The sequence below is a fragment of the Roseateles sp. P5_E8 genome, assembly GCF_054177665.1.
In genome coordinates, this window is record NZ_JBGCUM010000022.1 from 1 (window position 1) to 18879 (window position 18879).

Annotated in this window: 14 protein-coding genes; 9 read left to right on the forward strand and 5 right to left on the reverse strand. The window is 70.9% G+C overall.

Annotation, left to right across the window (positions count from 1 at the left end; translation table 11 throughout):
- On the forward strand, positions 1–544 hold a 544-nt coding region (locus ACXRVZ_RS14505), incomplete at its 5' end, for a hypothetical protein (protein WP_458232517.1).
- Positions 545–583: 39 nt separating this feature from the next.
- Positions 584–1528 (forward strand): peptidylprolyl isomerase, encoded by a 945-nt coding sequence (locus ACXRVZ_RS14510; RefSeq protein ID WP_457424525.1) that lies wholly within the window; start codon positions 584–586, stop codon positions 1526–1528.
- Here ACXRVZ_RS14510 and feoB read toward each other — a convergent pair.
- From feoB to ACXRVZ_RS14535, 5 genes are all read right to left on the reverse strand, one after another.
- On the reverse strand, positions 1513–3384 hold the full coding sequence (feoB, locus tag ACXRVZ_RS14515) for a ferrous iron transporter B (protein ID WP_458232518.1): 1872 nt from the start codon (positions 3382–3384) through the stop codon (positions 1513–1515). The two genes, ACXRVZ_RS14510 and feoB, sit on opposite strands and share 16 nt — an antisense overlap.
- A complete protein-coding gene (locus ACXRVZ_RS14520) occupies positions 3377–3637 on the reverse strand; it encodes a FeoA family protein (protein WP_457424529.1) in 261 nt (86 codons plus the stop codon). The genes feoB and ACXRVZ_RS14520 overlap by 8 nt, the downstream gene beginning before the upstream one ends.
- A gap of 79 nt (positions 3638–3716) precedes the next feature.
- Positions 3717–7472 carry a response regulator gene (locus ACXRVZ_RS14525; RefSeq protein ID WP_457424531.1) on the reverse strand — a complete coding sequence of 1252 codons (3756 nt, stop codon included), beginning with the start codon at positions 7470–7472 and terminating at the stop codon, positions 3717–3719.
- A complete protein-coding gene (locus ACXRVZ_RS14530) occupies positions 7469–8713 on the reverse strand; it encodes an urea ABC transporter substrate-binding protein (RefSeq protein WP_457424533.1) in 1245 nt (414 codons plus the stop codon). The genes ACXRVZ_RS14525 and ACXRVZ_RS14530 overlap by 4 nt, the downstream gene beginning before the upstream one ends.
- A gap of 24 nt (positions 8714–8737) precedes the next feature.
- Complete coding sequence (locus tag ACXRVZ_RS14535) at positions 8738–9904, reverse strand: response regulator (protein WP_458232519.1); 1167 nt, start codon at positions 9902–9904, stop codon at positions 8738–8740.
- 137 nt (positions 9905–10041) lie between these two features.
- On the opposite strand from ACXRVZ_RS14535, the gene ACXRVZ_RS14540 reads away from it, so the two are divergent.
- The 7 genes from ACXRVZ_RS14540 to ACXRVZ_RS14570 all read left to right on the forward strand — a co-directional run bounded on the left by ACXRVZ_RS14540 (position 10042) and on the right by ACXRVZ_RS14570 (position 18877).
- A complete protein-coding gene (locus tag ACXRVZ_RS14540; protein ID WP_457424537.1) occupies positions 10042–12375 on the forward strand; it encodes a response regulator in 2334 nt (777 codons plus the stop codon).
- Positions 12375–14390: an ATP-binding response regulator gene (locus ACXRVZ_RS14545; RefSeq protein ID WP_457424539.1), complete on the forward strand. Its 2016-nt coding sequence runs from the start codon at positions 12375–12377 to the stop codon at positions 14388–14390. Before ACXRVZ_RS14540 ends, ACXRVZ_RS14545 begins: the two co-directional genes overlap by 1 nt.
- Positions 14387–15490 carry an HD-GYP domain-containing protein gene (locus ACXRVZ_RS14550; protein ID WP_457424541.1) on the forward strand — a complete coding sequence of 368 codons (1104 nt, stop codon included), beginning with the start codon at positions 14387–14389 and terminating at the stop codon, positions 15488–15490. Before ACXRVZ_RS14545 ends, ACXRVZ_RS14550 begins: the two co-directional genes overlap by 4 nt.
- A gap of 105 nt (positions 15491–15595) precedes the next feature.
- Positions 15596–16333 (forward strand): sulfurtransferase, encoded by a 738-nt coding sequence (locus tag ACXRVZ_RS14555; protein ID WP_458232520.1) that lies wholly within the window; start codon positions 15596–15598, stop codon positions 16331–16333.
- Entirely contained in the window at positions 16330–17292 is a 963-nt protein-coding gene (locus ACXRVZ_RS14560) for an alpha/beta fold hydrolase (protein ID WP_457424545.1), read from the forward strand. Before ACXRVZ_RS14555 ends, ACXRVZ_RS14560 begins: the two co-directional genes overlap by 4 nt.
- A 26-nt stretch (positions 17293–17318) precedes the next feature.
- Positions 17319–18095: an ABC transporter substrate-binding protein gene (locus ACXRVZ_RS14565; protein ID WP_457424547.1), complete on the forward strand. Its 777-nt coding sequence runs from the start codon at positions 17319–17321 to the stop codon at positions 18093–18095.
- On the forward strand, positions 18095–18877 hold the full coding sequence (locus tag ACXRVZ_RS14570) for a transporter substrate-binding domain-containing protein (RefSeq protein WP_457424549.1): 783 nt from the start codon (positions 18095–18097) through the stop codon (positions 18875–18877). Before ACXRVZ_RS14565 ends, ACXRVZ_RS14570 begins: the two co-directional genes overlap by 1 nt.
- Positions 18878–18879: the final 2 nt, after the last annotated feature.

Below are 18879 nucleotides of genomic sequence, written 5' to 3' on the forward strand. Positions count from 1 at the left end.
CCTGCAAGCCGCCGAGTCGCCCGACCGCAACAACGCCCGCCACCAGCGCGCCGTGGCCCGCCAGGCCGCGCTCTCGGCCGGCTGTGGCCAGTTCGCCAACGCCGAGTGGCTGGCCCTCGTCAACATCTCGCCCGACGAGCCCGTGACTGGCGACCCGCTGCTGGCCCTGCAGCAATCCGATCTCGACGACGCCGCGCTGCTGACCGCCGTGTTCGCCCGGGCCGACCCGCTGCTGCTGGACGAGCTCGGCGAGCGCCTGCTGCTGCGCCGGATTGAAGGCCAGGCCACCCTCTACTTCGACGGCCAGCGTTTCGACGACGACACCAGCCGCGCCACTGCCCAGGCTGCGCTGCGCCTGCTGCCCTGCCAGTTCGGCCTCGCCTGCGACGAGCGCGACCCCGAGGTCTGGCTGGCCTGCCTGCGCGGTGACGGCTGCATGGCCTCGCGCGCCGAGCAGGAGACGCCGGCAGCCCAGGCGCTGGCCGTGCGCCTGGCGGCGGCACTGCGTTCGCGCGAGCTTGGGCGCTTCATGCCGCCGTCCTGAGGTTTGCGCGGCGGTCCGTGGCCGCTAAGCTGCGCGCCCATGAAACACATTGCCATCGCGCTGGCCACCGCCGGCCTGCTCACCACCGCCCTGGCCGCACCCAAGCCAGCCGCCAAGCCCGCAGCCAAGAAGACAGCTCAGGAGATCCTGGCCGCGTCGCCCGCCAGCGACTGGCGTGCGCTGGACCCCGAGAACACGCTGCTGATGGAACTGGCCTCGGGCCAGGTCCTGATCGAGTTGGCACCCCGCTTCGCGCCCGCCCACGCCGCCAACATCCGCGCGCTGGCCCGCGGCGGCTACTGGGACGGCCTGGCCATCCTGCGCGTGCAGGACAACTTCGTCACCCAATGGGGCGACCCCGACGGCGAGGACACCACGAAGGCCCGGCCGCTGCCTGCGGGCGCGAACCCGAAGCTGCCCGCCGAGTTCTCCGTGCCCCTGGACAACGTCGGCAAGGCCGCCGGCTTCGCCAAGCTGCCCGACGTGGACGGCTGGGCACCGCGCACCGGCTTTGCGCAAGGCTTTCCCGTTGCCGCCGACCCCAAGGCCGGCAAGGCCTGGCTGACCCACTGCTACGGCATGGTCGGCGCCGGCCGCAGCGACGCGGTCGACTCCAGCAACGGCAGCGAGCTCTACGTCGTCATCGGCCAGGCGCCGCGCGGGCTGGACCTGAACATCACCGTCGTCGGCCGCGTTCTCAAGGGCATGGAGCTGCTCTCCGCCCTGCCCCGCGGCGCGGCGGCCATGGGCTTCTACGACAAGCCCGAGCAGCGCACCGGCATTCAGCGCATCCGCCTGCTGGCCGAGGTGCCGCCTGCCGAGCGGCCCGCGCTGCAGGTGCTGAAGACCGAGTCCGCCACCTGGACCCAGCTGCTGGACGCCCGCCGCTACCGCGGTGGCTGGTTCGTGCACAGCCCGGGGCACATCGAGGTCTGCAGCGCGACCGTGCCGACGCGACCGGTGCCGGCTCAACCGCCGAAGTAAAGCGCCACGCGGTAGGTGATGAAGGACGCCAGGTAGGCCAGGCCGAACAGATAGGCCGTCATGATGAGCGGCATCTTGTAGCCGCCCGTCTCGCGCTTCACCGCCGCCAGCGTCGCGATGCACTGCGGCGCGAACACATACCAGGCCAGCAGCGACATCGCCGTGGCCATGCTCCAGGTCTGCTGGATCAGCGGCGACAGCGCCTGCGCGGCCTCGTCGCCGGTGGCCGACAGGGCATAGACCGTGCCCAGCGCGCTGATGGCCACCTCGCGCGCGGCCAGGCCCGGCACCAGCGCCAGGCTGATCTGCCAGTTAAAGCCGATGGGCGCGAAGATCTTGGCCAAGCCCGCGCCCAGCCAGCCGGCCACGCTGTATTGGATGGGCGCGCCAGTTGCGCCTTCCGGCGGCCCGGGGAAGCTGGACAGCAGCCACAGCGCCAGCGTCAGCAGCAGGATGATGCCGCCGACGCGCTTGATGAAGATCATGGCGCGCTGCCACAGGCCGATGAGGATGGAGCGCGGATGCGGCCAGTGGTAGCTGGGCAGCTCCATCATCAGCGGGCGCACCAGYTGGCCGGCGCTGGTGAAGCGCTTGAGCAGCCAGGCCACGGCCATCGCGCCGACGATGCCGACCACGTAGAGGCCGAACAGCACCAGGCCCTGCAGCTCGAAGCCGGCGACCTCACGATTCGGGATGAAGGCGCCGATCAGCAGCGCGTAGACCGGCAGGCGCGCCGAGCAGGTCATCAGCGGCGCGATCATGATGGTGACGAGCCGGTCGCGCGGGTTGGCGATGGAGCGCGTGGCCATGATGCCGGGGATGGCGCAGGCAAAGCTGGACAGCAGCGGGATGAAGCTGCGCCCGGACAGGCCCACGCTGCCCATCAACCGGTCCAGCAGCAAGGCCGCGCGGGGCAGATAGCCGGATTCCTCCAGCACGAGGATGAAGAAGAACAGGATCAGGATCTGCGGCAGGAAGGCCAGCACGCMGCCGGCACCGGCGATGACGCCGTCGACGACGAGGCTGCGCAGCCAGCCCTGCGGCAGCAGCGCTCCGGCCTGCGTGCCCAGCCAGGCCATGCCGGCTTCGATCAGGTCCTTGGGCGTCTCGGCCCAGGAGAACACGGCCTGGAAGAGCAGGAACAGCAGCACCGCCAGGATGAGCGAGCCGGCCACCGGGTGCAGCAGCACGCGGTCGACGCGGTCGCCGGGCAGCGTGGGCAGTTCGTGGTCGAGGTCGAGCGCGCGCAGCCAGGTCTTGACGGTCACGTGGTCGTCGACCTGTTGCTCACCGGCGGGGGCAACATAGCTGCCTGCCCAGACCTCCGGCTTGTCTAGCAGCGCGCGCAGCTCGTCCAGGCCTTCCTTGTGGATGGCGACGGTGCGCACCACCGGCAGGCCGAGCTGGGCCGACAGCGCCGCCGCGTCGACCTTCAGGCCGCGCCGGGCGGCCAGGTCGGCCATATTCAGCGCCACGATGACCGGCAGGCCCAGGCGGCGCACAGCCAGCAGCAGGCGCAGGTTGCGGCGCAGGTTGGTGGCGTCCAGCACGCAGACGACCAGGTCGGGCCGCTTCTCGCCCTTGGCGCGGCCGGCCAGCACGTCGCAGGTGACGCGCTCGTCCGGCGAGCGTGGGTGCAGGCTGTAGGTGCCGGGCAGGTCCAGCAGGCGCAGCGCCTTGCCGGCGCCCGAGATGAGGCGGCCTTCCTTGCGCTCGACGGTGACGCCGGCGTAGTTGGCCACCTTCTGGTGGCTGCCGGTCAGGCCGTTGAAGAGGGCCGTCTTGCCGCAGTTCGGGTTGCCAACGAGCGCGACGAGCTTGCCGCCGCGGTGAACGTGAATGACGCTTTCAACCATGACGCGGCGTCACGGCGATGCAATCGGCCTCGGCATGGCGCAGCGCAAATGTCGACTGGCCTACGCGCACCACCAGGTTGCCCGTGTCGTCGGCGCCACGGCGCAGCACGCGCACCGCCTCGCCCGGCAGGAAGCCGAGGTCGGACAGCCAGGACGCCCACTCCGGCGAATGCGCGGGGGCGCTGACCTGGCTGACGGTCAGCGCCTGCCCGGCAGGGGCGGCGGCAAGGCTGGAAGGCAGCGGCTCTGACATGGGGTCGGCTTCGCGGGCAGGCGTTTGATGAGAATGATTCTCATTGTAATCGCCGCAGCCGCGCGTCAGAGAGACGGAATCAGCGCGGATTGAGGTTTTGCAGCAGCAGGTCGCAGGCCTTCAGCGCCTTGGCGAAGTCCAACCGGCCTATGGCCAGCGACAGCGTGGCGAAATCCGGCCCCAGCGCCTCGGCCTGGCCGGCCAGTTGCTCGCAGGCCGCGACCGAGCGCATGTTTCGCTCCACCAGCAGCAAGCGCAGCCGGCGCAGCGCCTCCAGCGGGTCCACCGCCTGCGCCGCCACGACCGGCGCGCGTGGCGGCAGCAGCGCGGCGAGGGTTTCGCTGAGCTGGTGTTGCAGCGCGTCGACGTCGGCCGCCAGCACATCGGCCTGGGCGCGCACCGCCTGCTCCTGGGCGCCTGCCACGGCGGCCAGCGCGTTGGCACCGACGGCGCCGGCCAGGCCGCGCAAGGTGTGCAGCACGCGCACCACGTCGGGCACGGACGCCTGCCTCAGATGGCGGCGCAGCGTGTCCATCTCGGTCGGCGCGTCCTGCGCGAAGGAGGTGACCAGGCGGTCGTAGAGCGCCTGGCGCCCGCCCAGGCGCCGCAGCGCGGCGGCGCGGTCCAGCAGCAGCGGCGCCATGGCCGCGGCGGCTGCCGCTGTCGCATCCACCTGCCCGACATGGCGGCGCAGGCAGGCCACCAACTGCTCCAGATCCACCGGCTTGGCGATGTGGTCACGCATGCCGGCGGCCAGGCAGGCCTGGCGGTCCGCGTCCATCGCATTGGCCGTCATCGCAATGACGAGGCTGCCGGGCCGGCGCTTGAGGATGCGCTGCGTCGCCTCGAAGCCGTCGATGTCCGGCATCTGCAAGTCCATYAGGATGGCGTCGAACGGCGGCTCGGTGACGACGGCCAGGTGGGCGCCTTCGACGCCGCCGCCGGCCAGCGTGACGACGGCGCCCTCGTCCTCCAGCAGCTCCTGCGCCACCTGCTGGTTGAAGCCGTTGTCCTCGACGACGAGCAGGCGCATGCCGGCCAGACGCCGCGAGCCGCCCTCGGCGCGCGGCGGGCGTGCCTCGCTGCACGTAGCCTCGGCCACGGCGTCCTGCAGCATCGAAGCCGTCACCGGCTTGACGAGATAGCCGCCCAGGCTGGCGATCTCGTGCTCGCTGCGCTCGGCCAGCAACTCGCGGCCATGGGCCGTGACCATGATGATGACCGGCGCGTCGGACTCGTGGCTGTCGCGGATGCGGCGCGACGTCTCCCAACCGTCCAGCCCCGGCATGCGCCAGTCCATCAGGATGAGCTCGTAATGCGGCTCGCCGCGCTCGGCGGCCAGGTGCACCAGGGCCAGCGCCTGCTCGCCACTGGAGGCCAGGTCGCAATCCCAGCCCAGGCTGTCGCCTATGCCCTGCAGCACCTCGCGGGCCATGGGGTTGTCATCGACGATGAGGACCTTGAGGCCGGGCCGGGTCGACAGCGCGTCGTCGGCCCGGGCCGGCGCCTCGGGCAGCGTCAGCTCGAAGTGGAAACGGCTGCCCTCGCCCACGCGGCTGTCCACGCCCAGCTCGCCGCCCATCAGCGCCACCAGCCGCCGGCTGATGGCCAGGCCCAGGCCGGTGCCGCCATAACGCCGCGAGGTGGATTGCTCGGCCTGGCTGAAGCCGATGAAGATGTGCTCCAGCTTGGCCGAGGGGATGCCGATGCCGGTGTCGCTGACCTCGAAGCGGATGCGCGCCCGGCCCTCGCGCTCGCTCAGCAGCGTCACGCCAAGAACGACCTCGCCCTGCTCGGTGAACTTGAGCGCATTGCCGGCCAGGTTGAGCAGCACCTGGCGCAGCCGCGTCGTGTCGCCCACCAGCGCGGCTGGCAGGCGCGGGTCGAGGCGGAACAGCACCTCGATGTCCTTGTGGCCCACATTGGCCGACAGGATGACGGCCAGCTCGCGCATGAAGTCGCTGAGCTCGAAGGGGTGCGGGTCCAGTTCCATCTTGCCGGCCTCGACCTTGGAGAAGTCCAGCACGTCGTTGATGACGGCCAGCAGCGCCTGCGCCGCCGTGCGCGCCTTGCTGGCGTAGTCGTGCTGACGCGGGCTCAGCTCGGTGCGCAGCAGCAGGTTGAGCATGCCCAGGGCGCCGCTCATGGGCGTGCGGATCTCGTGGCTCATGTTGGCCAGGAAGTCGCTCTTGGCCTGGCTGGCGGCCTCGGCGGTGACGCGGGCGCGCACCAGCTCGATCTCGGCGCGGTGGCGCTCGGTCACGTCGATGAGCATCTGCACGACGTTGACAAGGCGGCCACGCCGGTCGCGGATGGCACTGGCGCTGCCGTCGACGAACAGTTCGCCGCCGCCTGGCAGCGCAAAGCCGCGCTCGAAGCGCACATGGTCCATGCGACCGCCGGCCAGGCGGTTCAGCTCGCTGCCGAGCAGGCGGCCGGCGCGGAAGTCCGGCAGGTCGGCCAGCTTGGCCGAGCGCAGCTCCTCGCCCGTGCGGCAGAGCATGGCCGTGAGCGCCGCGTTCACGTCGAGGATGACGCCCTGCGCATCGCACAGCGCAATGCCGACCTGGGCGCGCTCGAACACGCCGCGAAAGCGCTGCTCGCTGTCGTTCAGCGCGCGGGTGCGCTGTTCCACCCGCGCCTCCAGCAGCTGCTTCTCGACGACGAGCTGCTCGGTCATGTGGTTGAAGTTGCGCGCCAGCTCGCGGAACTCGGCGAAGCCGCAGACCGGCGCCCGCTCGTCCAGGCGGCCCCCGGCGATGCGCGCCACAGCGCCGTTGAGCAGCGCCACCGGCTCCACCAACCGGCGCCCCAGCAGCAGCGCGAAGCCCAGGGCCAGCAACAGCGCCAGGCCCAGCGCCGCCAGCAGCCGGTTGCGCAGCGCACGCGCGGGCGCGAAGGCTTCGTCGGCATCCAGATTGACCGAGATGCCCCAGTCCAGCGCCGGCAGGTGTCGCCAGGAGGAGACGACCGCCACGCCCGCGTAATTGCGCGCCAGCCCGCTGCCGCTCTCGCCGCGCAGGCCGCGCAGAGCAGGAATGGCATCGGCAGCCAGCGGGTCCACCGCGCCGTGCAGCGACTGTGCGGGCTGGCGGAGCAGGTCGTTGACGAAGACCGCCTGGTCGCCACTGCGCTGCATCAGCACGGTCTCGCCGCTCAGCGACAGGCCGGCGCGGTCGGTGGCGACGCGCAGCAACCGCGGCATGTCGAGCTGCAGCACGATGCTGCCGAGCACGCGGTCACCGTCGACGACGGCATGGACCATGAACATCGTCGGCACCGTTTGACCGTCCGGGCCACGCAGCCGCATCGTCGGCGTGAGCTGCACGTCCAGCCGGCCGACGGCGCGCCGGTGCGCCGCCAGCAGCTCGCTGCCCTCGAAGGCGCCGCCATCCAGCCGCGCCAGCTCCGGGCTGCTGCCGACCAGCGGCTTCATCGCGAAGCTGATGCGGCCGTCGGGCTGCACCAGCAGCAGGTTGACGTATTTGCCGGTGTCGTACAGCTGCGCGTAGAAGGCGCGACTGGCCGCCGGCACCTGGGTGGCCGCGGCATCACGGCGCTGGCCGAGCAGCTCGCGCGTGTCGGCCGCCTTGGCAACGACCTGGGCGTCGACCTGCACCTCGTTGAGGTATTCGTTGATCTCGGTGACCTTCTTGCGCGCAATGGCCACCAGGCCTTCGGTGACGGTCTCGCGCAGGCTGCGCTCAAAGCTGGCGAGCTGCCACAACCCCATCACGCCCAAAGGGAGCGCAGACAGCAGCACGAAACCCAGCAGCAGCGCCGGGCCGATGCGCCAGGCCCGCCGTGCCGACTCCGCGGCCGGCGACGCGTTCAAGGCCGGCCTCCCGCCCGCGCCGCGACGGCGGCCCAGTATTCCGTCGACCGGAAGGCCGGCCAGGGCGCCGGCCGGATGTGGCGCGGCACCTGCCACACCTCGGCGAGCTGGCCGTCGGGCCGCACCTGGGCAATGCGCAGCTGGCGCCAGAGGTGGCGGGACTGCGCGTCCACCGCCGCATAACCATGCGGTGCGCTGACACTTTGCTGCAGCACGTTGGCGTTGACCGCTTCGGTCTGCGTGCTGTGCAGCTCGCGCACGGCGGCGGCCCAGAGCAGCACGCCGACATAGGCCGACACCGCCGGGTCGCTGACCTGGGTGTCGGCCCCGTTCAGCGCGCGGAGCCGGGCCAGGAAGGCCGTGTTGGCCGGGGCGGGCAGCGACTGCAGATAGCTCCAGGCGGTGAAATGCCGGTCCAGCCGGCCGCCACCGTAGGCGCGCATTTCGGGCTCGGCGGCCGTGAAGGACAGCAGCGGCAGGTCGGTCAGCGCGGCGGCCACCAGGGCGTCGAAGAAGGCGCCGTTGCTGTCGCCGCTGAGCGTGCTGAGTACCAGGTCGGGCTGCAGCGCCTGCAGCTCAGCGATGACCGCCGCCATGTCGGGCGAGCCCAGCGGCACATAGCGCTCACCCAGCACCTGGCCGCCGCCCAGCCGGATGAAGTCGCGCAGCATGGCGTTGACGCGGCGCGGGAACAGCGCATCGGTGCCGATCAGGTAGACCCGCCGGCCGAAGCCCTGCATGGCCCAGTCGGTGGCCGGCAGCACCTGCTGGTTGGGCGTGGGACCGGTGTAGATGATGTGGGCCGAGCGCTCCATGCCTTCGTGGGCCATGGGGTAGAAGAACAGGTGCTGCTGCGCTTCGACGACCGCCTGTACCTTCTCGCGACAACCCGAAGACCAGCAGCCGAACAGCGCGACGGCATGCTGCTCTTTGATGAGCCGGGTGGTCGCGGCACCGGCCGTGGCGGTGGCGTTGGAGCGGGTGTCCTCGATGCGCAGTTCCACGCGCCGGCCCAGCAGCCCGCCACCCTGGTTGATCTCTTCCACGGCCAGCTTGACGGCGGCCACCAGCGGCCGCTCGCTCGTCGCCAGGGGGCCGCTGAGTGCGTGCACCAGGCCGATGACGATGGGGCCGTCTTCCTTGCCGTTGCCCTCGCCGGCCGGTTTGCGCCACAGCCAGGCGCCCAGACCCAGTGCCAGCAGCAGGATCAGCCCCCCCAGCAGCGCGAGCCGGACCCGCATGGTCTTGGCCTGCGTCAATCCGCGTCAGCCCGCCGCGCGCCGCGCCTCGGGCGAGATCAGCGGCAGCGTCAGTCGCACCGTCGTGCCGACACCCGGCGTGGATTCAACCTGGATCTGCCCGCCGAGGGCGAAGGTGACGAGGTTGCGCACGATGTACAGCCCCGGCTCGCTGCGGTTGGACCCGAAGCGCGTCGAGAAGAAGGGGTCGAAGACACGGCCCACCAGCCCGGGCGGAATGCCCACGCCGTGGTCCTGCACGGCGATGGTGAGCTGGTCGGTGCCGAGCAACCGCACGCGGATGTGGACTTCGCCGCCGGCCTCACGGTAGGCGTGCTTGATGGCGTTCTGGATCAGCGTCGCCAGCACCTTGGCCAGCGCACCGCGAAAGCTCAGCAGATGCAGGTCGTCGCCCGCGTCCAGCTCGCAGCGCACCTGATGGGCCTCCAGCGCGTCGGCCAGGCTGGCCACGACCTCATGCACCAGCTCCAGCAGCGAGAAGCTGCGCCGCTGGTCGCCGAAGTTGTCGGCGGTGGACTGCAGGAAGGCCTCGACGATGGACAGCGTGCGCTGCAGGTTGGACAGCACCAGGCCGACGCTCTCGTCGCTGATGCGCAGGTGCTTCTCCAGGTCGCTGCGCTTGATGGTGCCGGCGTTGCTTAGCCCGCGCAGGTGGGTGAGGTCGTCCTGCAGCGTGCAGGCCGAGATGAGGGCGTTGCCCAGCGGCGACGACAGCTCCTGGGCGATGCCCGAGATCGTGCGCCCCACCGAGGCCAGCTTGTCGCGCTGGAAGAGCTCGATCTGCGAGCGCGCAAAGCTCTCCGACGCAAGCTTGAGTGCCAGCTGCGTGCGCACGCGCGCCTTGACGACGACATCGACAAAGGGCTTGGGGATGTAGTCGACCGCGCCATGGGCGAAGCCCTCGGCCTCGTCGTCGGCGCTGCCCTGCACGGTGACGAAGATGACCGGAATGCTGCGTGTGCGCGGGTCGGCCTTGAGCCGGTCGCAGACCTCGTAGCCGCTCATTTCGGGCATCAGCACGTCGAGCAGGATCAGGTCGGGCAACTGCTGGGCGCAGTAGGCCAGCGCCTCGGCGCCGGTCGTGGCCATGGAAACCTCGCATTCGTCCACCAGCAGCTGGTAGAGCGCATGGATGTTGCTCGGCTGGTCGTCGACTACGAGGATGAGCGGCATGGCCGGCCAGAATAACCGCAGCATCCTGCGCCGCGCCAGCCGCCCGCCCTAGGCTTTCCCCAGGGCGCGGTTGTGGAATCCTTCCCACTTTCGCCCCGACCGGCCACCCATAATCCGCCGGCTCAACGCCTCCCAACATGCCCCAGCGCAAGATCTCGCTCGGCCTTCTGCTGCTTGCCATGGCGGCGCTTCTGGCGCTCCTGGCCCTATTGCTGAGTCTGCGCGGCATGGGCGGCGCATCCCATGGCGCATCCCTCGATGCTGCGCTGGCGCTCACCCTGCTGCTGCTGCCCCTGCCGCCGCTGTGCGTGCTGGCCTTGCGCCGCCACGACAGGGACGCCCTGGCCCATGTCGCCGCGGCCCAGGCGGCCACCGACGCCAAGACGCGTTTCCTGGCCCAGATCAGCCACGAGATCCGCACGCCCATGAATGCCATCATGGGCATGACCCAACTGACCCTGCAGACCCAGCTCACGGCCGAGCAGCGCGACCTGCTGACCAAGGCCGACGCCGCCTCGCGCACGCTGCTCGGCCTCATCAACGACCTGCTCGACGTCGCCAAGATCGAGGCCGGCCACATGCGCATCGAGTCGCTGCCGCTGCGGCTGGAGGACGTCGTCAGCCAGGCCGTCGAGCTGGTGCGGCCGCTGCATGCCAACCCGGCCATGGCCTTCGTCTGCGACTGGGCGGACGCGGGCCTGCTTGGCGCGCGCGGCCAGTTGCGCGGCGACGCACTGCGCCTGCAGCAGGTGCTCGTCAACCTGCTGTCCAACGCCATCAAGTTCACGCCAACGGGTCACGTGCGGCTGCGTCTGGCGGAACAGCCCGCCGACTCGCTGGACGGCGTGTCGCTGCTCATCACCGTGCAGGACAGCGGCGTCGGCATGGCGCCCGAGCTGGTCGCCGACCTGTTCCGCGAGTTTCGCCAGGGCGAGCCCTCCATCCAGCGCCGCCACGGCGGCACGGGCCTGGGACTGGCCATCTCGCGCCGCCTGGTCGAACTGATGGGCGGCAGCCTGGACGTGCGGACCCAGCCCGGTCACGGCAGCTGCTTCGAGGTCAAGCTCCGGTTTCTGCTGGACGCCACTGCCGTCCCGCCCGCGCCGCTCAGGCCGCGCCGGCTGCTACTGGCCGAAGCGCGCGACGACAGCCGCGCGGCCACGCAGACCTTGCTCGCCCACCTCGGCCTGGATGACGGCGTGGCCGCCAGCGTCGACGTCGCCAGCACCCTCGGCGCGCTGGACGCCGCCCGCCATGCCGGCCAGGGCTTCGACTGGTTGCTGCTCGACTGGCATCTGCCAGGCCCCGGCCCGACCGGTGCCGACCTGCTGGCCCGGCTGCGCCGCGACCACCCGGCGCTGCGCATCGCCGTGCTGAACCCGCCCGGCCTGGATGACGGTTCGGCGCAGGCCCGCGCCTTCGGCGCCCGCGCGCTGTGCCCGCAGCCGCTGCTGCCGGGCGAGCTGCGCCGGCTGCTGAGCGACTCGGCAGGCGAGCGGCCGCTCGCCACCGATGGGCAGTCGCTGGCGCATCTGCGCGTGCTGCTCGTCGAGGACCATCCTGTCAACCAGGAGATCGCGCTGCGCCTGCTGAGCAGCCGCGGCGCCCAAGTCGATGTGGCCGCCAATGGCCAGGAGGGGCTGGACCGGCTGCAAGCCCGCGGCCCGGGCGCCTACGACCTGGTGCTGATGGACCTGCAGATGCCCGTGCTCGACGGCCTGAGCGCGACCCGGCGCCTGCGCGAGCTGCCCGGCTTCGAGACCCTGCCCGTGCTGGCCATGACGGCGCACGCGCTGGCCGAGGAGCGCGCCCAATGCCTGGCCGCCGGCATGCAGGGCCACATCGCCAAGCCGCTGGACGTGGCCCGCCTGGTGCGCGAGCTGCAGCGCTACCGGCCGCCGGCGCCGCTGGCACAGCCCCTGGCCGCGTCGCCGGCGCTGGACATGCCCCTGGGCCTGCGCCAGTTCGACGGCCAGGCCGCGCTGTACCGCCGCACGATGCAGGGCTTTGCCGCCCAGTACGCCGATGGCCTCGCCGGCTGGGCCGGCTGGCTCGCCGCCGCCGAATGGGTCGAGCTGCGCCGCGCGGCGCACACGCTGCAAGGCCTGGCGGCAACACTGGGCGCCCAACCGCTGCACCGCAAGGCCCTGGCGCTGGAGCGCAGCGCCGCAGCGGCGGACGCAGGCGCCGCGGCCAGCCAGATCGAGCGCGTCGAAGCCGGGCTGGCCGAGCTGCTCGCCGAGATCCGTCAGATCCTGGCCGAGCCGGCGGCCACGCCCCTGCCCCAGGGCCCTGGCGACCTGGCCGAGCTGCATCGGCTGTTGGGCCAGAGCGACAGCCGCGCGCTGGACTGGTGGCAGGCCCACGGCGCCCACAGCGGCCTGGACGCCGCGACGGTCAGCCGCCTGACGCATGCGCTGGCTGCACTCGATTTCGATGCCGCCCTGCTGGCGTTGAAAGACCCCGCCTGATGGGCGCTGCCACCCTCGTCATCGTCGGCCCGGTCGGCACGCGCTGGCTGTTCGGTCTCATCGCCGCCTCGGCGCTGGGCGCCTGGGCCAGCGAGACGGCGCTCGGCGTCATCGACCCCAACGACCGCATCGCCTACCCCTGCCTGGTGCTGGCCTTCTCGGTGCTGACGGGCCTGGCCTGGTGGCGCCCGCAGCGGCTGCGCGACTGGCAGCGCTGCGGCGTCACGCTGCTGGCGATGTATTTCAACCTGGGCATGCTGGCCTTCACGCTGCGCCCCGACCCCGGGCCCAGCCTCTACACGCTGGCCAGCCTGGCGCCGTGGACGATGGGCGGTTGCCTGCTGCTCTTCATCACCTGGCGGGCTCGCCAGGCGCTGCTCATCTCACTGGGCCTGCTGGTGGTGATGCTGGCGCCGCCGACGTTGTTGCGCTTTGCGGGTCGCCCGCCCGCCTGGCTGGTCGAGTCCTGGCCGCTGCTGGCCAACCTGGCCTTCTGCCAGACCATGTTCTGCCTGGCGCTGTGGGGGCTGTCGCGGCAGTTCGCGCGGCTGCGGCTGCTGGTGCCGGCCGGCGACGGTCCCGCCACTCCCGACGACCTCGTCAAGGCGCGGCTGGAAGAGCTGGAACGCTCGCGCGCCGCGGCCGAAGCGGCCTCGCGGGCCAAGTCCGACTTCCTCGGCAACATCGGCCACGAGATCCGCACGCCGATGAACACGGTGCTCGGCCAGACGCGCTTGCTGCTGGCCGGCCGCCTGCATGCCGGGCAGCGCAGCCAGCTGCAGGAAGTGGCCGTGGCCGGCGAGGCCCTCGTCAAGCTCATCGACGGCCTGCTCGACTATGCCGACCTTGACGCCGGCCGCATGCAGCTCGCCTCAGAGCCGCTGCGCCTGGAGCAACTGCTTGGCAGCGCCTTCGACGCCGTGCGCCCGGCAGCGCAAGCCAAGCAGCTGGAGCTGCTGTGCGACGTCGCCTCGCCCGAGCTGCTCGGCGAGGCCGGCGCGCGGCGCGGCGACGCGGTGCGGCTGACCCAGCTCATCACCGAGCTGCTCGTCAACGCCGTCAAGTTCACGCCGGCCGGCCAGGTCAAGCTCAGCGTCAACCTGGAAGCCAACGGTGCCTGGCGCTTACGCGTTCGCGACAGCGGCGTGGGCATCTCGCCCGAGCAGTTGGCCCACCTCTTCACACCGTTTGCGCAGGCCGAGGCCAAGGCCTCGCGGCGCTTTGGCGGCACCGGCCTGGGCCTGGCCATCTGCCGGGCGCTGGCAGAGCGCATGGGCGGCACGCTGACCGCCCGCAGCACGCCCGGCCGCGGCAGCGCCTTCGAGCTGATGCTGCCGCTGCCGCCCTGCCCCGAACTGCCGCTGCCGCCGCTGGCCGACCTGCGCAGCGTCCTCGTCGTGCAGGCCGCCCACAGCCCGGGCCACGACGCACTGGTGGGCCTCGTCAAGGCGCTGGCACCGACGGTCCGCCTGGAGCTGCTGACGCAGGGCAGCCAGGCCCTGGAGCGCCTGGCCGGCGCGCCCTGCGACCTGCTGCTCGTCGACTGGGTGCTGCCCGACATGGAAGGCGGCGAGCTGCTGCGGCGCCTCGCCGCCGTCGGCGTCACCAGCAGCGCCCGGCGCATCGTGCTGATGAGCGCCTTCGACACGCCGGTGCTGCGCGCCCGTGCGCTGCGCCAGGGTGCCCACGCCCTTGCGCCCAAGCCGGTGATGCCGCACACGCTGCGCCGCCTGCTCGACCTGAGCCGCCCCCTGCCCGCCGAGGCGCCGGCCGCTGCCCTGCCCGACCCGCACGCGCCGGCCACCGACCCTGCCACCGACCCGGCGACGCTGATGAGCGAGCTCGACACCTTGCTGGGCGAGGCCGACAGCCATGCGCTGACGCTGTGGGAGCAGCATGGCTCGGCCTTCATCGACATGCTGCCGGCGCGCCAGGCCAAGGCGCTGGCCGGCGCCATGCAGCGCTTTGATTTCGACGAGGCCCAGGCCGCATTGCGAGGCGAGAGCGAATCATGACCCCGCACGAGACCCTTGCCCTGCCGCAGGCCACCATCCTGGTCGTCGACGACACGCCGGCCAACCTGACGCTGCTGGCCCAGGTGCTCAAGCCCGATTACCGCGTGCAACTGGCCGTCAGCGGCGCCAAGGCGCTGGAGATCTGCCGCCGCCAGCCGCCCGACCTCATCGTGCTGGACGTGATGATGCCGGAGATGGACGGCTACGAGGTCTGCCGCCAACTCAAGGCCGACCCGGCCACGCGCCGCGTGCCGGTCATCTTCCTGACCGCGCTGACGCGTACCGAGGACGAGAGCAGCGGCTTCGAGGCCGGCGGCGCCGACTTCATCCACAAGCCCTTCAACCCCACCACCGTGCTGGCGCGCGTGCGCACCCACCTGCAGCTCAAGCAGGCGGAGGACCTCCTGCTGCACCACAACGCCCAGCTCAGCGGCGAGCTGGAGGCGCGCCGCCGCGAGGTCGAGCGGCTGCGCGACACCACCCTCTTCGTCATGGTCGGCCTGGCCGAGTTCCGCGACGCCGACACCGGCAACCACATCCAGCGCACCCAGGAATACGTGCGCACGCTGGCCCGCTGGATCGCCGTCCAGCCCGACGGCCCCGCCGACCTGACCGAGTTCGCCATCGACGAGCTGGCCAAGGCCGCACCGCTGCACGACATCGGCAAGGTCGCCATCCCCGATGGCATCCTGCTCAAGCCCGGCAGGCTGTCCGAAGACGAATGGCGGATCATGAAGACCCACGCCGAGCACGGCGCCGACCTGCTGCAGCGCGCCATCGACCGCCTCGGCGACGACGCCGGCCTGATGCTGACCTACGGCAAGCAGATCGCCCGCCACCACCACGAGAAATGGGACGGCAGCGGCTACCCCGACGGCCTGGCCGGCGAGGCCATCCCGCTGTCGGCACGCATGATGGCGGTGGCCGACGTCTACGACGCGCTGATCAGCGTGCGGCCCTACAAGCAGGCCATGACGCACGACGAGGCGCTGGCCTTCATCCGCGACGGCAGCGGCAGCCATTTCGACCCGCATGTGGTGGAGGCGGTGGAGGCCTGCGTGGCCGAGTTCCGCCAGATTGCGTCGCGCTGGGCGGATTGATTCGGTTCGTTGCGCGTTGGTGGTTGGCGTGACAACTGCGGCAGACCACCAGCCCTTGCGCGAAAGCGGTTCACGCGCAATGAGCCATTGATAATCGGCGCCCTCATGCAGTCCGGTTCCGTCCTCAACATCTCCTGCTACCTCTTCGTCTCGCTGGCCGACACGGCAGCGCTGCGTGACCGCCTTGAAGCGCGGGCCGAAGCCCTCGACCTCAAGGGCACGGTGTTGATTGCCGAGGAGGGCATCAACCTGTTCCTGGCTGGCCCGGCGGATGCGGTGAACACCTGGGTCGCGGAGTTGCGCGCCGACGCCCGCTTCGCCACGCTTAGCCCGAAGGAAAGCTGGAGCGAGGTGCAGCCTTTCCAGCGGCTCAAGGTCAAGGTCAAGCCCGAGATCATCCGCATGAACCGGCCCACGGTGCGCCCCGACCAGGCGCCGCGCGCGCCTGCGCTGGCGCCCGCCACGCTGGTGCGCTGGCTGGACCAGGGCCATGACGACGCCGGCCGCGAGGTCGTGCTGCTGGACACGCGTAACGGCTTCGAGGTCGACGAGGGCGCCTTTGACGGCGCCATCGACTGGCGACTGCACAAGTTCAGCGATTTCCCGGAAGCACTGGYGGCGCACAAGCAAGAGCTGGTGGGCAAGACCGTGGTGAGCTACTGCACCGGCGGCATTCGCTGCGAGAAGGCCGCCATGGTGCTGCAAGAGCAGGGCCTGACGGCCTGGCAACTGGACGGCGGCATCCTGAAGTACTTCGAGGACACCGGCGGCAAGCACTACCACGGCAACTGCTTCGTCTTCGATGATCGCCGGGGTGTCAACGCGGACCTGAGCCCCACGTGAGCAGTCGGTTCGGTGACGTCGCGCTGAAGCTGATCGGCATCGTCCTGATGCTGGCGACGCTGGCCTTTGCCGTCAGCAAGGCACCCGACCGCTCACTGGAGAGCCTTATCCCGCGCTGGGCGCCGCCGCCGTCGGACTTCGTCGAGGTGGACGGCCTGCTCGTCCACTACCGCGACCAGGGCCCCAGCAGCGACCCGCTGCCCCTGGTCCTCATCCACGGCACCGGCGCCAGCCTGCACACCTGGCAGGGCTGGGCGGCCGAGCTGTTGAAAACACGCCGCGTCATCAGCTTCGACCTGCCCGGTTTCGGCCTCACCGGGCCTTACCCAGGTCAGGCCGACGGCGACTACCGCGAGGCCCGCTACGTGGCCTTCACGCGCGGCCTGCTGTCGCGCCTGGGCGTCGGGCGAGCCATCGTCGTCGGCAACTCGCTGGGCGGCGGCGTGGCCTGGGAGCTGGCGCTGGCGGAACCCTCGCGAGTGGCCGGCCTGGTGCTGATCGACGCCACGGGCTACGCCTTCGTGCCCGAGGTGCTGCCGCTGGGTTTTCGCATCGCCCGCACGCCGGTGCTGCGTGAGCCCATGCGCTGGGTGCTGCCGCGCCGCGCCATCGAGCAGAGCGTCGCCGAGGTCTACGGCGACCCGTCGCGCGTCAGCGCCGCGCTGGTGGACCGTTATTACGAGCTGTCGCTGCGCGAAGGCAACCGCGTGGCGCTGATGCAGCGCATGGACCAGATGGCACCCGGCCCGGTCGAGCGCCTGCCCGAGATCAAGGTGCCCACCCTCATCCTCTGGGGCGGCAAGGACCGCCTCATCGTGCCTCGCTGGGGTCAGGCCTTCCACCAGGCCATCCCGGGCAGCCGCCTGGTGGTGTTCCCGGGCCTAGGCCATGTGCCTCATGAGGAAGACCCGGCTGCTACCCTTGCAGCCTTGCGCGACTGGCTACCTGCCGTCCACTGAACGCCGTCTCACCCAAAAGGTCCGACATGAAGAAAAAAGCCCCCCTGTTTGCACTTGCCCTGATCGCTTCTCTCGCCCAGGCCCAGGCGCCCGAGTGGAAGAAGCTGCGCATCGGCGTCGAAGGCGCCTACCCGCCGTTCTCCGAGATCGGCCCCGACGGCAAGCTGAAGGGCTTCGAGATCGAGCTGGTGCAGGCCTACTGCGCCGAAATGAAGGCCCAGTGCACGCTGGTGCAGCAGGAGTTCGATGGCCTCATCCCCGCGCTGCAGTCACGCAAGGTGGACGCCATCTTCGCCAGCGTCGCCATCACCGAGGAGCGCCAGAAGGTGGTCGCCTTCTCCAAGCCCTACTACAACACCCCCGCCCGCCTCGTCGCCAAGGCCGGCGCCAAGTTCGAGCCCAACGCAGCCAGCCTCAAGGGCAAGAAGGTCGGCGTGCAGCGCGGCACGACGCATGAGGCCTACGCGGCCAAGACGTTCACACAAAGCGAGATCGTGCGCTATGGCAGCCAGGACCAGGTGTTCCTCGACCTCAAGAGTGGCCGCCTCGACGCGACGCTGATGGACTCGCCCGCAGCGGACTTCGGTTTCCTCAAAAAGCCGGAGGGCAAGGGTTTCGGCTTCGTYGGCCCCATCGTCGAGGACAAGATCTTCGGCGTCGGGACCGGCGTGGGCATGCGCAAGGCCGATGAGGCGACGCTGGGCAAGAAGTTCAACGCCGCCATCGACGCGCTGCAGGCCAACGGCACGTTCAAGAAGCTGGCCGACAAATATTTCGACTACGACATCTCGCCCAAGAAGTGATGCGCCGCCGCTCCGCCCTGGCCGCTTCCTTGGCCATCGCCGGGTCGTCGGCGATGGGTCAGGTCTCGCCGCAGCGCCTGCGCATCGGCTTCGCCGTCGGCTACGCGCCCTTCAGCGAGGTCGGCACCGACGGCCAGCTCAAGGGCTTCGAGATCGACGTGGCTCAGGCGCTGAGCCGGCAGATGGCATTTCAGTTCACCCCGGTCATCCTCGACTTCGACGGCCTCATCCCGGCCCTGCAGTCGCGCAAGATCGACGCCATCATGGCCTCGATGTCCATCACGCCGGAGCGCCAGCAGCTCATCGCCTTCTCGTCGCCCTACTACTTCTCGCCGGCGCGCATGGTCATGCGCAGCAACGCGGGGCTTGAGGTCAGCGCGGAAGGCCTGAAGGGCCGCCGCATCGGCGTGGAGCGCGGCACCATCCATGAGCGCTTCCTGGCCGAGCAGTTCAAGGGCAGCCAGGTATTGCGCTACGCGACGCAGGACCAGGTCTTCCTCGACCTCAAGTCCGGCCGCCTGGACGCGACGCTGGTGGACGCCGTCATCGCCCAGTTCGGCTTCCTCAACAAGAGCGAAGGCCGGGCCTTCAGCTTCGCGGGGCCGGACTTCGGCCGCGACGAGCGCTACTACGGCAAGGGCATTGGCGTGGGCTTGCGCAAGGCCGAGGCGCTGACACTGGGCCGGCGCATCGATGAGGCGCTCGCGGCCCTGCGCAGCAGCGGCGCGCTGAAAGCGCTGAACGATCGCCATTTCAATTTCGACCTCGTTACGCCGCGCTAGCC

Coding starts and splice junctions, on each gene's coding strand:
- ACXRVZ_RS14540 (WP_457424537.1), top strand. CDS start 10,042: ATGCCCCAGCGCAAGATCTCGCTCGGCCTTCTGCTGCTTGCCATGGCG.
- ACXRVZ_RS14545 (WP_457424539.1), top strand. CDS start 12,375: ATGGGCGCTGCCACCCTCGTCATCGTCGGCCCGGTCGGCACGCGCTGG.
- ACXRVZ_RS14550 (WP_457424541.1), top strand. CDS start 14,387: ATGACCCCGCACGAGACCCTTGCCCTGCCGCAGGCCACCATCCTGGTC.
- ACXRVZ_RS14535 (WP_458232519.1), bottom strand. CDS start 9,904: ATGCCGCTCATCCTCGTAGTCGACGACCAGCCGAGCAACATCCATGCG.
- ACXRVZ_RS14530 (WP_457424533.1), bottom strand. CDS start 8,713: ATGCGGGTCCGGCTCGCGCTGCTGGGGGGGCTGATCCTGCTGCTGGCA.
- ACXRVZ_RS14520 (WP_457424529.1), bottom strand. CDS start 3,637: ATGTCAGAGCCGCTGCCTTCCAGCCTTGCCGCCGCCCCTGCCGGGCAG.
- ACXRVZ_RS14510 (WP_457424525.1), top strand. CDS start 584: ATGAAACACATTGCCATCGCGCTGGCCACCGCCGGCCTGCTCACCACC.
- ACXRVZ_RS14570 (WP_457424549.1), top strand. CDS start 18,095: ATGCGCCGCCGCTCCGCCCTGGCCGCTTCCTTGGCCATCGCCGGGTCG.